This is a genomic window from Marinobacter sp. SBS5, from assembly GCF_048285575.1.
In the GTDB taxonomy this organism is placed as follows: Bacteria; Pseudomonadota; Gammaproteobacteria; order Pseudomonadales; family Oleiphilaceae; genus Marinobacter.
Map to the genome: position 1 here is coordinate 291,094 of NZ_JBLWAZ010000004.1, position 14,287 is coordinate 305,380.

At 57.0% G+C, this 14,287-nt stretch carries 10 protein-coding genes and 1 riboswitch; of the genes, 2 read left to right on the forward strand and 8 right to left on the reverse strand.

Features of this window, described 5'->3' with window-relative positions; all coding sequences use genetic code 11:
* Nucleotides 1–35 precede the first annotated feature (35 nt).
* The 8 genes from ACNQ6O_RS12920 to cbiB form a co-directional block, all read right to left on the reverse strand.
* The gene (locus ACNQ6O_RS12920; RefSeq protein ID WP_418053636.1) at nt 36–4,232 is read right to left on the reverse strand and encodes a cobaltochelatase subunit CobN; all 4,197 of its coding nucleotides are present in this window, start codon (nt 4,230–4,232) and stop codon (nt 36–38) included.
* Nucleotides 4,233–4,263: 31 nt separating this feature from the next.
* The gene (locus ACNQ6O_RS12925) at nt 4,264–5,595 is read right to left on the reverse strand and encodes a cobyrinate a,c-diamide synthase (RefSeq protein WP_418053637.1); all 1,332 of its coding nucleotides are present in this window, start codon (nt 5,593–5,595) and stop codon (nt 4,264–4,266) included.
* A 22-nt stretch (nt 5,596–5,617) separates the two neighbouring features.
* Nucleotides 5,618–6,391 carry an ABC transporter ATP-binding protein gene (locus tag ACNQ6O_RS12930; RefSeq protein WP_418053638.1) on the reverse strand — a complete coding sequence of 258 codons (774 nt, stop codon included), beginning with the start codon at nt 6,389–6,391 and terminating at the stop codon, nt 5,618–5,620.
* Nucleotides 6,391–7,350: a FecCD family ABC transporter permease gene (locus tag ACNQ6O_RS12935; RefSeq protein WP_418053639.1), complete on the reverse strand. Its 960-nt coding sequence runs from the start codon at nt 7,348–7,350 to the stop codon at nt 6,391–6,393. The genes ACNQ6O_RS12930 and ACNQ6O_RS12935 overlap by 1 nt, the downstream gene beginning before the upstream one ends.
* 36 nt (nt 7,351–7,386) lie before the next feature.
* The gene (locus tag ACNQ6O_RS12940) at nt 7,387–8,274 is read right to left on the reverse strand and encodes a cobalamin-binding protein (protein WP_418053640.1); all 888 of its coding nucleotides are present in this window, start codon (nt 8,272–8,274) and stop codon (nt 7,387–7,389) included.
* Between the two features lie 28 nt (nt 8,275–8,302).
* On the reverse strand, nt 8,303–10,111 hold the full coding sequence (locus ACNQ6O_RS12945) for a TonB-dependent receptor domain-containing protein (protein WP_418053641.1): 1,809 nt from the start codon (nt 10,109–10,111) through the stop codon (nt 8,303–8,305).
* A 154-nt stretch (nt 10,112–10,265) separates the two neighbouring features.
* A riboswitch (cobalamin riboswitch) is annotated at nt 10,266–10,470 on the reverse strand.
* Nucleotides 10,471–10,517: 47 nt separating this feature from the next.
* Nucleotides 10,518–11,564: a threonine-phosphate decarboxylase CobD gene (cobD, locus tag ACNQ6O_RS12950; RefSeq protein WP_418053642.1), complete on the reverse strand. Its 1,047-nt coding sequence runs from the start codon at nt 11,562–11,564 to the stop codon at nt 10,518–10,520.
* Nucleotides 11,561–12,511 (reverse strand): adenosylcobinamide-phosphate synthase CbiB, encoded by a 951-nt coding sequence (cbiB, locus tag ACNQ6O_RS12955; RefSeq protein ID WP_418053643.1) that lies wholly within the window; start codon nt 12,509–12,511, stop codon nt 11,561–11,563. Before cbiB ends, cobD begins: the two co-directional genes overlap by 4 nt.
* Before the next feature lie 116 nt (nt 12,512–12,627).
* Between cbiB and cobT the strand changes: the two genes are divergently transcribed.
* Together cobT and ACNQ6O_RS12965 are read left to right on the forward strand one after the other, a co-directional pair.
* Complete coding sequence (gene cobT, locus ACNQ6O_RS12960; RefSeq protein ID WP_418053849.1) at nt 12,628–13,680, forward strand: nicotinate-nucleotide--dimethylbenzimidazole phosphoribosyltransferase; 1,053 nt, start codon at nt 12,628–12,630, stop codon at nt 13,678–13,680.
* A 6-nt stretch (nt 13,681–13,686) separates the two neighbouring features.
* Nucleotides 13,687–14,283, forward strand: a complete 597-nt coding sequence (locus ACNQ6O_RS12965; protein ID WP_418053644.1) for a histidine phosphatase family protein — start codon at nt 13,687–13,689, stop codon at nt 14,281–14,283.
* Nucleotides 14,284–14,287: the final 4 nt, after the last annotated feature.

Here is a 14,287-nt window from a genome sequence, read left to right on the forward strand (position 1 = left end):
CACGGAGAGGCCAACGAAAGGCAACAAATATGGTTTCAACATGAGGACACCAGCGTCCCCTGTTTCTGACAGTCATTGCTCGCGCCGTGCACGAACGGATAAGTCGTAGACCCTCCCTTGCGGGCCGAATCGAAAGCCTCCCGCTGTTGCGGTTCCAACTGATCCGCAACCCAGTCCATCAACGGATGATCCGGGCGGGTGTGGCCGCTTCCGGGCAAGCCATGGTCAATGATATTGCCGGCGAAATCACGCACGAGGGACTTCAGGGTGAACACATTCACTTCCCAGAAACCACGCTTGGCTGCCAGTAGGGCAATGGCCTGCATATGGGTCTTTACGTGAACATTGTACTCCTCTGCCAAGAAGTCACTCAGGCCCAGCCCGTGGCGATCCTGAAAATACACCTCATTAATTTCATCCCAGACGCTCGAGCGGAGCACCTGTGGACTGGTAATCTGCCAGCCCCAGAGATTATCCAGAAAATCACTGCCCATGGTGCGCGCACCGGCATAACCATGCTCCATCAAGGGTGCTAGCCATTGGGGGTTCAAATTTCGGGCGCGAAGCTCAACCTGCAGTGCCCGCTGAAGCGAGTCCACCGTTGGGTTCTTCGGATCCTTGTACTGTAAAACCATATTCTCCGGCGGCTCACCCCGCAAATGCTCCACCGCATTGGACAGCCCGCCTTGGAAGTCAAAGCCGTCATCATTATCAAGCAGGCCATACAAATGGCTGGATCGTCCCAGATAGGTTTTGTCTACAGAAAGCAGCTGGCGATCAAAGGCCTCGTGCGCCGGTTCACCTAGGCTTTCTTTACCGTAAACATGCCCCATTCGACGGCGATAGGCATCGCCCAGCTGCTGCCGCCCCTGCCATGCGCCAGTGCGGGTAGCCAGCCTGTTCACCCCAGCCCCATAAGCACCCGGCGCTGTGCCAAACACTCGGTAGGCCGCCTGATTACCTGCATCCTGTGCCGACTGTCCGGCGGCCAGGAGAACCCGGGTATCGCCCACCCAGCGTGCGGCCACACCATTGATTTCGAGCGATTCGCTACCGCGTTCTTGCAGGGCTACCGGTAAGACCGACAAAGCCTGATCGAGTGCGGGCACCAAATCCGGGTGCTCAGTCGCTATGGTTTTTGCGGCGCCCGCCAGCGCGTAACGAGAAGCCAGATCCAGCCACGCCAGCTTGCTTCCGTATAGATCCCGGAAAAGCCCAGATGTTGTAAAGAGCACGTTACGACGAACCGGGTTATCCGTACCCGGCCCTGCGGGTAGTCGCTCCAGGCCGTTAACAATGCCTCGGCTGTTCCACACCGGGCGAATACCCATAAGCTTCAGACCGAAGGCAATCATCACGCCTTCGTCACGCACCGTGTCCGACGCCCAGAGAACCAGCGCATCACTTTCGTTACTTTGTCGGGTACCGGTTTTTTCTGCTTTTGCGACTAAGTCCTCGGCCAGTGACCAAGCCACTCGCGTCGGAATCAGGTCGTCAGACAACGCATGAAAATTTCGCCCCGTTGGCAAAACTTCCGGGGTCCGCAACGGGTCGTTGCCATGCCCGGGCGCTACAAAACGACCATTAAGCGCGTGCAGCCAGCTCTTCCGTTCAGCCGCTGGTGACATCGCCAACCTCTGTCGCCAGCTCGGTTCTGGCTTACCTGACTTGCTCGCCATTGAGGTCAGCATCGTGTCCAGCATCTCGTCGGTCCAGTCCTGCCCAAACACATGCAACCCGAGAGGCATGAAATGCTCCTGAATGTCCGTCACATAGTGCCCAGCTTCGTGAACCAGGAGCTCCGGCGACAGCTCTTCTATCGAAACCTCATCCGCAGAAAGCCCCATTTCATTGGCAATTTCCTGCTCGATATCGTCGTCGATGTCCAGCAGCAAGATTTTTTCTCGCAGCATTTGCAGCGCCCGCTCACGGGTTGGGCTATCAGGATCGGTCGCCGACTCCCAGGTTTCCACCAACTGCCTTATTTCAAGCAGGTCGTCGTATAGCTCAGTAACCGCTAGGGGCGGTGTCAGATGACTGATCATCACGCCCAGCGCACGCCGTTTGGCCTGAATGCCTTCACCAACTCCGTCGACGATGTAGGGGTAGATCAGTGGCAGGTTACCCCCCAGCAAATCAGGGTAATCATCCTCAGTCAGGCCAGCGCGACGCCGTGGCAGGAATTCACGGGTGGAATGCCGCCCCACGTATACCAGCGCATCGGCCTTATAGTGGTCTCTCAACCAATGGTAGAAGCCCACATATTGGTGAGTTGGTGGGAAAGTGGTATTCGCGTGCAGCAGCTCTTCATCCACCTCCCAGCCTCTTGGTGGCTGGGGCCCAATGAAAATATTTCCGAATCGCAGGCCGGGGAAGATCAAGCGGTCATCCACCACCATCGACAGCCCCGGCGCTTCACCCCAGCCTTTCAGCCCCGGTATGCCCGTATCAGCCAATAGAGCTCGCTGTTCGTTCAATTCGCTTTTGTGCCCGCCTTCTTTCAGGCGCTGGCTCCACAGTGTTTCGTATTCATCAAGCTGGGTGAGGGCTGTGGGCCGTTTCGGGTGTTGTACATGCTCGATTAAATTCCGTAGATCCTTAACGCCTCGATCCAAAATGCCCAGAGCCAAGTCCTGCTCTCCTAATTGATGGGCCTGCTCCAAGCGTTCATGCAAATACCCCAGAGGGCCATGCGCTATTTCTTGCTGTACAACGTCTGGTACAGATTGAAGATAACGCTGGTAGATTTCCGCGCTCATCGAAGGTACCTCACTGGCCATTTCCTTCATCGAGCGCGGGTCATCCGGCAGACTAACCCCGCGCTGTTGAATCAGGTCGAGCAAGGCTTCCGGGCTGTCAGGTAGGGGGCCGGTGCTGTACCCCTCGGCTTTTAGCCAGGTCAGCATTTGGAACAGTGAAGCTGGAACATCCAGGTTGTCCGCACCTATATTCTGGCGCCCGGGGGGATGGTTGTAATAAACAATGGCCACCCGTTTGTCGGTGTTATCCTTGGTTTGCAGCACTTGCCAACGCTCAAGGCGTTCAGCCAATGCAGCCACACGGTTTGGAACCGGTTGCGTCAGCGTCAGCGCAACGCCGGTTTGGGGATCAATCTCTTGAGGCTCCGCCGTTGCCAATACCATGGGCTGGCTTACACCCTGAAGCTCCGGCATGGCCAGGTTGTAATGCACCTGATCGGTGGGAATACCATCGACGGAAAGCTGCCATTGATTACGAGTTCGGGAAGCCAGCCTAAGACCTTTGATGACAGGCACGTTGAGGCGGATCAACTCTTCCGTCACCTCCCGGCGACCCTCACCTCCACCGATGGTAAAGTCCTGTAGGCTGACAATACCCGCCAATGTTGCGGGTTGAATCGCTTCTTCGAGAGTGCGCAAGGCATCAAGGCTGGCACCACCCCATCGGGATAGGATCGCAAAACACTGAAGCTCCCGAGCTTTCAAAGCCGCACAGGTATCGTCCAGTAAGTCCCGATCTCCCGGTCGGTCTCCGCTGTCCAGATCAAGAACCACGACTACGGGGGCGTCGGTCAGCGTCAGTGCTGAAGCCTCAGTGCTAGCTTCACCATTCTGGTAATAACGGATACTGGCACGGGGCTCGGGCTTTTCGTAATCCATGTCGTGTCCCGCTTTAGCCAACAGCCACCGTATCAGGCCATCCAGATGTTTCGGCGTCCGGCCTTGATAGAAAGCACGGCCTTCCAACCAGTCAGCCTGGCTGGGAAACAGTGCCTGCCGATTTGCCAAATCCTCAGCAGCATCAACTCCGGCCGCCGGCGCGGCGACCAAGGCCTTGAGCCCAGCGGCATCCAGCTCCGCCAATGGTTTTTCACCATTGATCTGAGACAGCCGTGAAATACGCCAGTCACTGTTGATACCTAGCACCGGCATCTGCCCGGTGCTGTCATCCGCTGCCACGTCTTTTATCAACCCGGCAAGGCGCTCCACCTGGTCACCAAAGACCGCAGCCAGCACGAGCGCATCGGCATTCTTGAGCAACTCGAGCACTTGTTGGTCGCTCTGAGTGGCCAGTTGATCAGGGGTTCGCAGCAACACGCGGTGGTCTGGGTTATGGACTAAAAAGCGATGAGCACCAGCGGCCATTTCTGCAGCTGAACGCTCAGAAATAATGCCCACGACGCTAGCCGCCATCACTGAAGGCGCCCAAAGCATTACCGTCATGGCCGTCAGAAAAACCTTCAGATATCGCATCCGTGGAAGCCCTTTCACGAGTTATGGTCGATTACGAATGATCTTTCTCGGAGTTGCCGGGAAATATCAGCGCCTCACCGCGGAAAATCGCCGCCACAAGTTCGGGTGCTGAGGGGAAATAGCCGTGGAAATAGCTGGCCACGAGAGCGTTCTGACAAAAAACGGCTTCACTGCCCGTGCCCGCCTGTTTTTGAGTTTGGGCAGCAGGTTGCCAAGTGGTATCAAGCGTGGACCGGTGAAAAGTGTGGCCCCGCAACTCGCCTTGTTCCGCCGTCAGGCTGTGCATACCAAGGCCCTGTAAGCGCTTGGCCATAGCTGCGCGCCCCGGTATGAGGCCATACAGCGAATGTACAACGCCTTCTTTATCCGACAACTCTTCCGCGCAGGCCATCAGGCCGCCACACTCTGCCAATATCGGCTTACCCGCGTTATGAAAGGCACGAATTGAATTCGCCATCGCGGTATTTTCTGCCAGCGCATTGCCATGCAGCTCCGGGTAACCACCGGGAAGCCAAAGGGCATCCGCGGGCGGCAGTTCCGAATCTTCCAGCGGGGAGAAATAGTGCAGTTCAGCGCCCATGGCCTGCAACAGCTCGGTGTTGGCGCGATAGATAAAGCTGAAGGCGGCGTCACGAGCGATCGCAATACAAACGCCGGCCAATCGTGTTTTAGGCTTAGTTGCCGGTTCAACGGCAGGAATCTCCACCGCTTTCGGCAATTCGTCGAGCCCCGCCTCTTTCAGCACTTGGGCAGCGTCATCCAGCTTCTGGTCGAGGTTGCCCAGCTCTGCCGGCTGCATCAATCCTAGGTGTCGCTCAGGTATGTTCATGGCGTCGTTTCTGGGGATAGCCCCTAACAGACGAATCCCTTCAGGTAGTCGCTCTTTCAGCATTTCACCATGGCGTGGGCTACCAATTTTGTTCGCAATCACGTCATAAACAGACAGGTCTGGATCAAAGCGGGCAAGCCCCAACACGAGGGCACCAAAGGTCTGAGCCATGCCGCCGGCATCGATAACGGGCAGTGCGGGAATACCCATAAGCTTTGCCAGATCAGCACTGGATGGATCGCCGTCGAACAACCCCATCGCACCTTCGATCAGAATGAGGTCCGCGTCTTGTGCTGCCTCAGCCAACCGCCAACGGCACTCATCTTCTCCCGTCATCCAAGGGTGTAACTGATAGACGGGGTGGCCGGATGCGACCTCCAGCACCATCGGGTCGAGATAATCCGGCCCGTGCTTAAACACTCGCACCTTACGCCCGGCATTCCGGTGCAGACGAGCCAATGCCGCTGTCACCATGGATTTCCCCTGTCCAGAGGCCGGGCCGGTAATCATTACTGCCGGTACGGATTTGTTCATAAGTTCACCACTGTCATCGTTATTAACTGGGGCTCACGGGGACAAACACCGGTGCGCCATCGACCTCTACGGTCATCAGCTTTTGGTTATACAATTGCTCAAGTGCGGATGGTTTCAACATGCTGTCGACGGGGCCCCAACAGGCATCACCGTTGGGGTAAAGCAGCAAAACATGGCTACACCACCGTGCGGCCAGGTTCAGGTCGTGCAGGCACATGAACACAGTTTTGCCTGCAACCGACTGCTCTCTAAGTAAGCTCATTACTTTGACTTGGTGATGTAAGTCCAGGTGGTTAGTCGGCTCATCAAGCAACCAGATATCAGGGTCCTGGGTCATGAGCGTTGCGATCGCGACCCGCTGACGCTCACCGCCCGACAAGGTACTCAGCAATCGGTCAGACAAATGATCGACATCCATCGCCGCCAAAGCCTGTTGCGCACGGGTCTGATCATCAGCTTGCTCACTTTCCCAAGGCGACAACCACGGGTGACGCCCAATCAATGCGGTTTCCATGACCGTTGCGGGAAAACTGTCTTGCCGCTCTTGGAACACCAAACCCAGATGCCGCGCAATATCACGGCGCTTTAGCTCTATTAGCGGCGAGTCGTTCAATACAACTCGGCCACTGCGTGCAGGTAACAAGCCAGCGAGGGTATGCAGCAGAGTGGTTTTTCCGGCCCCATTAGGGCCCAACACGCCCCATGTCTGACCGGGCTCAACGCTCATGTTCAGAGGAAAACCGTCTGATCTACCAGGCACGTTTATGATCAGGTCGCGGGTGTGCAGCGTGCTCATTAACGGCTCCGGTGCAGTAGATACAGGAAGGTCGGTACGCCCAGTAACGCAGTAATTACGCCCACGGGAAGCTGCTCAGGCGCTATCACTGTGCGGGCGAGGGTATCCGCGAGCACAAGCAGAGTGCCGCCGGCCAAGGCACTGGCAGGCAAAATAATGCGCTGATCGTTGCCCAATACCAGTCGGAGCATATGGGGCACAATCAGGCCAACAAATCCGATACTGCCTGCCGTCGTCACGGCAGTTGCAGTCAATAGGCTGGCGAGTACATAGATGGTCCACTCAAGCGGTCGCACCGACACACCGAGTGCCGCTGCCTGCATGGGGCCACGTGCCAGCACGTTCAGATTACGAGCAAGCGGTAAAATCACCGCGATCGCTAGAATCAGAACGACCAACGCGGGCCAAGGCGTGCGCGCGTAGGAAACATCACCCATCAGCCAATACAACATGCCAGGAAGTTTGTAGGAGGGGGTGACCGCCAGCATGAGCGTAATCACTGCCCCCCAGCCAGCAGCCACTACAACACCTGTCAGCAGCAGGCGCGAGGCCGTCCAGCTGCCCGTGCCGTGGGCGAGGCCAAACACCAACACCATTGCCAGCATGGCACCGGCAAAAGCTGACCCCGAGATCACCAGCGCCCCCATTCCGGTCAGCATAGCCAATAGCGCGCCAACAGCGGCGCCACCGGACAACCCCAGCACGTATGGGTCAGCCAGCGGATTGCGTAGCAGCACCTGCATCAGGGCACCCGCCACAGCTAACAGGCCGCCGGTCGCAAAGGCCGCAAGGGTACGCGGCAGGCGCAAATCCAGCAGTAGGGTCTGATGCAGTCTGCTGCCTTCGCCCTGAATGACTTTCCAAAGTTCGGAAGGGGCAATATTTACGCTGCCTATGGCCAAGGCCAATATCAGAGCTGCCAGAGAAATCGTAATGAGCACCAGCAAAGAACGAGTCATCGTACCGTCACCTGTTTACGCGGGTGTTTACAGGCCTTACTCGCGTTCACGGGCAACATCCAGTCTTTGGCAAATATCTCGACTCGCCTCGAGGAGCCTTGGAGTCGGTCTTGATATCGGTGATGCCGGGACAAAGAACAAGTTATTTTTTGCCACAGCGCTCATTCCCGAGTAACTCTTCCAATGATCGAGCTGATTATCTTTGATGCCATCAACGCTTCCGGTGACAATTGCGTGAGGGTCGGCCTCCAGCACCACTTCTGGACTGATTCTTGGCACCAGCCGTGGCATGTCGCCAAAAACATTCACCCCACCGCATAGCTGAACCACTTTGCCGATCAGATGATCATTGTTGATCGTCATCAGCGGCGTCTCCCAGACTTGATAGAAGACCGGTATGGGCTCAGCATCCCGGTACTGCTCCGCAATCACGGCTATACCTTTACGGAAACGCTCAGCTTCAGCAAAGCCTTCCTGTTCCGTTCCCGCCAGAATCGAGAGCTGTTCAATCACTTTGGAAACGCCATCGAAGGTGCGCGGCTCGATGGCAAACATGGGCAAGCCCAGTGCTCGCAGCATCTCCATTTGCGCGGGTGGGTTGCCTGTTCGCCACGTAATCACCAAGTCTGGCTTAAGCGCCAACAACGCTTCCAGGTCTATTCGGGTGTGACTACCTACCAAGGGTAACTTGAGTGCTGCTTCGGGGTAATCGCTGTAGTTCACCACAGCGACCACCTTATCGCCCGCTCCAGCAGCAAACGCCAGTTCCGTGGCGCCGGGGGACAACGTGGCTATACGTTTGGCCGCTTGGTCCAGGCAAACCTCAACCTCTAGGTCATCCGTTACACAAATAGGGGCGGCCAGCCCCGGAGGTGCCAGTAGCATCCAGCCCAACATCACAGCCAAACCTTTCAGCTTTATCACTGGCGCCTCCCGGCAGTATCAATACACGTTACTGAAAATCGTAGCGGACGGTCAGCATGGCGGTGCGGCCCGCAGCAATATAGTCCAGACCTTGTGACCTGGAGTATCGAGCGGTGCTGTATTCTTTATCCAACACGTTGGCCACCGTCAAACGCGTTGACCAGTCCTGGGCAAAGCGCCAGCCAGCTCGCAAATCCAACGTGGCAAAGCCTGACAACCGGTCATTGTTACTGGCATCGTTGTAACGATACCCTTCCGCAACCACCGTTCCGCCAAAGTCCCAGGCACCCACTTGCTTACTCAGGTCGAGTCGCAAGGTTTTTCCACTACGACGCTGAAGGCGGTTACCGGTTTCACGATTTTCAGGGTCAAGCAAGGTCAAGGCTGCATCACCGCGCCATCCGTCGCGCTCGAAGCCAGCGCTGAGCTCCACACCACGAATCCGAGCTTCGTTAACGTTCATTGGTGTCCACAGGCCGCTGGGCATTGGAGCCCATGCAATCAGGTTGTCGACATCAAGCTGAAACACCGCAGTGTCCCAGAACCAGTGCTGGTAATGGCCACTGAAACCGACTTCTACCGTCTCAGATTCCTCAGCTTTAAGATCAGGGTTAGCCCCTGGGAAATACAAGTCGTTAAATGTTGGGGCACGGAAGGCTGTGCCATAGCTCACCCGGACACGGTGTGAGCGGTCAAAAGCATGCCCTAGTGCAATGCTACCGGTCTCGTTCTTCCCGTATGCCTCGTTGTCATCGCCTCGTATGCTCAGCATCAAATCTGTTGGCCCAAAGTTCAATCGCAGCTGGCTGTACAAAGCCAGATTCGTGCGACTGGTCTCAGCATAGTCTGTGGTACCACCCACTTCATCGTTCATCAGTTCGGTACCCACAACAAGCTCGTGTACATTCCAGGTAAACGTGTTGTCCCAACGAGCAGCACGAGACCTTGTATCGAAGGTGCTGCTATAGGTAGGGGTGGTATTATCGGTCTCATCGCGGGACTCGGAAAACTGCAACGACTGGCGCCAGTATTCGCTTACTGGAGTTTCAAGCCCAAAGCCAATGGTCCGAAGCATGAAGTCAATGTCACCGCCTTCATATTCTGTATTGCCTTCACTCTGCACCACTACCAAGCTGGCTTCACCGCCAGAATCCAACTCATGGACAATCCGGCCAATTCCCGCAGAATTTCGGAAACCTCGGTCTTCACCATCGGTGATAACCGCTGTACCGTCTGTTTCCTTATGCAGGCCACTTAAACTAAACCGTGTATTTCCAGCGCTGGCAGCAACACCGGCACTGCCTTTTTGCGTGTTGAAGTTACCCGCGCCGACTTCTACCCATCCCGCTGGTGTCTCTTCTGGATCAAGCGTAAAGGCCTGAATCACACCACCCACAGCATCAGAACCGTAGAGCGAGCTTTTCGCCCCACGAACAATTTCCACTCTTTCAACGAGCTCAGCCGGGAAGTACTGCCACGACGGTCCACCGGAAGTGGCTGAACGCAAACGTACGCCATCCACTAGAAACAGCGTTGAATCATTTGCTGTGCCACGCGTGTACACACTGGTGGTTTTGCCAAACGACCCATTGCCCGTCACGTTAATGCCAGGCTGCCCACGCAGGAGTTCGGAAAAATCAGACGGATTTTTCTGTCGAATGGATTCTTCATCGATCACGGTTACTGAAGACAGGCTTTCGCCGGCAGTCAGCGGACCAAGGGTCGCGGTTACGACGATTGGTTCAAGAGTAGAGCTTTCAGTTTGTCCGCCAGCCGCAGTGACCGGAAATGCCAGGGGCAGCAAGATTAAGGCAGGAAGGGCCTTCGAAGGGGTCATATCATCGCTCACAGTTCACCGCACGCACCCGCGCGGTCGGTCTTAGTTACTGCGAAGGACAATAGGGTATTCGGACGGGGGTGGAGGGCGTGTGGTGTTGAAGAGCCGAATCACCCACCGCCGTCGCCCTCCGCAACGTCTGGTGCTCGGAGCTCAGAAGCTCCGTCTTTCAGGCCGGTCTCCGGACTTTCAGGGGGAGCCTGTGCTCCGGAGCAATCACCTTCCCATGCCTTTGGCACAGTGGCGTTACGGATTGCTATTAACCTGATTACCGTTGCGGGGGCAGTACTGGACTCTCACCAGCTTCCCGTTTCACTCTATGTATTCATCCGACTATCGCCAGTCTGGAATGAAAATGCAGAGCACCTGAAATCGCGGGCAAGACTACCAACCGGGGTGGGGGTGGTCAATGACATATATGAATTCCCGACAGAGCTTCAGCCAAGCACTGCCAGTCGAGCTCATCAGCCGGCAAGCCAAAGCGCAGAGCCGGGGGCGAATCAAAGCACCTCACCAGAATTCCACATCGGGCGAGACTGTCTGCGATCTCCGCTGCACGCGGGTGTCGCACTGTTTGAAACAGCAGCGTGCCAGAGCGGGCCAACAAGCCATGTTTTTCAAGCAGATCGGACATTCGCGATGATGCTTCTTGCAGCTCTTTTAAGGTCTGTGTTTGCCAAGCCACATCCGCCAAAGCCTGCTTCATAAGGTAACAGGTCGGCCCACTAACGGACCAAGGCCCCAGCTCATGAATTAACTGCGTTGCCAGCGCTTCCTCAGCCAACACGGCTCCCGCACGGATGCCGGCCAACCCGAAAAACTTGCCCAGTGACCGTAATATGATGAGATTCGAGGCACCAGCCCATGGGTCGAGAGCATGATCTGGATAGCCATCAATGAAAGCCTCATCCACAACCAACCAACCACCATTCCGCTGCAGCCTCTCCCGCCAAGCCAACAATCGTTCAGGCAACAGCACTTGGCCGGTAGGATTATTCGGATTAATCCAAACCACCACATCCACCGAATCCAGCCAGTCCAGATCATCCGCCAGCGCCTGTTCAGCGGAAATACCCACCACGTCAAAACCGGCCCGGTGCCAGGCATGACCGTGTTCCCGGTAACCCGGCATGGGTACCGCCACTTGGCCAAGGCCATGCAGGCGCGTACGAACTGCCGGCAAAGCCATAATGGCTTGCTGGCTGCCAGCAACGGGCAGACAGGCCGCATCGGCCGGTGCGCCAGCCCAGTTACGGATGATGTCTTCCAACCCGTCATCCGGCTCGGGCAGGCGTTGCCATACCTCCATTGGGATCACAGGAACCGGGTAGGGCACGGGGTTAATACCCGTAGAAAGATCAAGCCACTGCTCTCGGGGTATCCCCCATTTCCGCACCGCGACTTCCAGCCTGCCGCCGTGTTCTGGGCTCTCAGGAGAACGGAACGGAATCATCCGGCACCTCCGGCCCAGAAACCGAGCGCGAACACCGCCAAGACGATCAACCACAGGCCGACGCCCCGCTGTACCAAAGCAATGGCGCCTTCCACCGTCTGGGCCGTTGCTTCAGGGCCGCAGCCCAACCGGGACCGTTGTTTAATCCCGCTGGCGTAGGGCGCTGGGCCACCTAGCGAAACAGCCAGCGCTCCGGCCCCTGCCGCCATTACCGGGCCTGCATTGGGGCTGTCCCATGTTTTTGCCTGACTAAACCAACACCTCATGGCCAGCCGGGTGTTGCCCAGCAGAGCGTAGGTCAGCGCCGTCAATCGGGCGGGCACCCAGTTCATCAGGTCATCCAGCCGAGCAGCAAAGCGCCCGAAATACAGGTAGCGCTCATTGCGGTAGCCCCACATGGCATCCAAGGTATTCACCATGCGGTGCAAAACCACCCCCGGCAAGCCCGCCATTAAGAACCAGAACAGGCTGGCAAAGACCGCATCCGCACCGTTCTCCAACATGGACTCGGCAGCAGCAGCGGCCACCCCGCTGTCAGAAAGCGACTCGGCATCCCGGCTAACGATGCGCCCCACCGCTTCACGGGCTTGCTCACCATTACCCTGCAGCAAAGCGTCCGATACCGCCTTACCATGCTCGGTCAAGCCCCGCAGCGCAATGGCCAGCCAAAGCACAATCACTTGCACCAACAACGCAGCCCAGCCACTCAACAGTGCTTGCAAAGCCACCGCCACGGCAACCACTGGTACCATCAACAACACAGCTGCCAGTCCACCTGAAATCACGCTACGGTCAGCTTGTTGCGGCAGACGATTAAATTGCTGCTCAATCAAAGCAACCACACAGCCGAACCCTACCAACGGGTGCCAACGGCGTGGCTCCCCAACCAAAGCATCCAACAGAACCGCGACACAGCATACGGCGACCGAGATCGAAAACGCTTCCAAAACCAAACCCTCACAAAGAATGGCGGCAAGTCTACCCGACCGAAGCCTCTCCTTGACACTATTCCGCCACAGATAGACCATCCCCACTTTCTGTTCACAAGGAACACTCCATGCCTCTGCCCCAAAGCTGGCTTCAGCAGCCCCCCACACCTTCCCAAGCGCATTCAGAGCTTGCCTTGGCTCGTCAGCAGGTACTCACCAAGCCGCCCGGCTCGTTGGGAAAACTGGAACAGGTTGCCGTTACACTCGCTGGCCTGTCGGGCAGTGAAACGCCGGCCGTTGATCCGGTTCGTATGGTTATTTTCGCCGGTGATCACGGCGTCTGTGCCGAAGGCGTATCCGCTTTTCCACAGGCTGTCACCGCGCAAATGATTGCCAACTTCGCCCATGGCGGCGCAGCCATCAGCGTCATGGCGAAAGAGCTTGACGCCAGTCTGGAAGTGGTGAATTTGGGCACTGTCGGGGAAGTACCCGAGCTACCAGGTGTCATTGACCAAGTCATCGCACCCTCCACGGCCAATATGGCGCAAACCTTCGCCATGACCCGCGAACAGGTGGAAGCGGCGCTGACCAGCGGAGATAACGCCGCCGAAAGAGCAAAAGCGGCTGGCTGCAGGCTGTTTATCGGTGGCGACATGGGCATTGGCAACACCACCAGCGCCTCGGCCATTGCCTGTGCCCTCTTGGGCCACAGCCCACAGCAGTTGGTGGGCCCCGGAACAGGCCTGAACGCAGAAGGGGTTACTCGTAAGGCAGCCGTCGTCGAAAAAGCTCTGGTCCGCCACGGTGACAACAAAGAAGCGTTGACCGTGCTGGCTTCATTGGGTGGATTCGAAATTGCTGGTTTAGTTGGAGCCATTCTGGGCAGTGCCGCCCGGGAAATTCCGGTTCTTGTGGATGGCTTTATCGTCTCAGCCGCCGCGCTGATCGCTGTTCACCAGCAACCGCGCGTTCGAGACTGGCTGTTGTTCGCCCACCGCTCAGCGGAACCCGGCCACAACGCAGTGCTGGAAGCTCTGGAAGCCTCACCCTTGCTGGATCTCGGCATGCGTTTGGGCGAGGGCAGCGGCGCGGCCGTAGCGGTGCCTTTGCTTCGTTCAGCCTGTGCTTTGCACAATCTTATGGCAAGCTTTGCAGATGCCAACATCAGCGGGAAATCGGAAGAGTAAAACATCATGACCACCATTCTCGACCTGATCCGCCACGGTGAACCCGAAGGCGGCCCCATGTTCCGGGGCAGCAAGGATGACCCGTTAAGCGAGCAAGGCTGGCAGCAAATGCAAGCCGCCATCGCCAGCACCGACCATTGGGATGCCATCGTCAGCTCCCCCATGGCGCGCTGCCAACGGTTTGCTGAAAAGCTTTCCGAGCAACGGAACATTCCGCTGCATATCGAACACGAGCTGCGGGAAATCGGCTTTGGCGAGTGGGAAGGGCTGACGGCTGAACAAGTCGAGGAAGGTTACGGTGATCGTCTGAATCGCTTCTGGCAAGATCCAATCAACTTCATTCCGCCCGGCGGTGAACCGGTCCCCGACTTTTACGACCGAGTTATCCACAGCATCAATCACTGGCAGGAAAAGCTGTCTGGGCAAAAGGTGCTGGTGGTCTGCCATGGCGGTGTGATTCGCATGATACTGGCAGATGTATTGGGCATACCGCTGGAAAAATCGTTCACCGGCTTTGCCGTGCCTTACGCCTGCCGCAGCCGTATTCAGATCGACCAGTCTGAATTTGGTCTGTTTCGCAGCGTGATCAGCCACCAACCTTAAACGT

What these genes read in the sequence shown, in the direction of transcription:
- ACNQ6O_RS12920 (WP_418053636.1), bottom strand. Translation starts at nt 4,232, where the DNA reads ATGCGATATCTGAAGGTTTTTCTGACGGCCATGACGGTAATGCTTTGG.
- cobD (WP_418053642.1), bottom strand. Translation starts at nt 11,564, where the DNA reads ATGATTCCGTTCCGTTCTCCTGAGAGCCCAGAACACGGCGGCAGGCTG.
- ACNQ6O_RS12935 (WP_418053639.1), bottom strand. Translation starts at nt 7,350, where the DNA reads ATGACTCGTTCTTTGCTGGTGCTCATTACGATTTCTCTGGCAGCTCTG.
- ACNQ6O_RS12930 (WP_418053638.1), bottom strand. Translation starts at nt 6,391, where the DNA reads ATGAGCACGCTGCACACCCGCGACCTGATCATAAACGTGCCTGGTAGA.
- ACNQ6O_RS12925 (WP_418053637.1), bottom strand. Translation starts at nt 5,595, where the DNA reads ATGAACAAATCCGTACCGGCAGTAATGATTACCGGCCCGGCCTCTGGA.
- ACNQ6O_RS12945 (WP_418053641.1), bottom strand. Translation starts at nt 10,111, where the DNA reads ATGACCCCTTCGAAGGCCCTTCCTGCCTTAATCTTGCTGCCCCTGGCA.
- ACNQ6O_RS12965 (WP_418053644.1), top strand. Translation starts at nt 13,687, where the DNA reads ATGACCACCATTCTCGACCTGATCCGCCACGGTGAACCCGAAGGCGGC.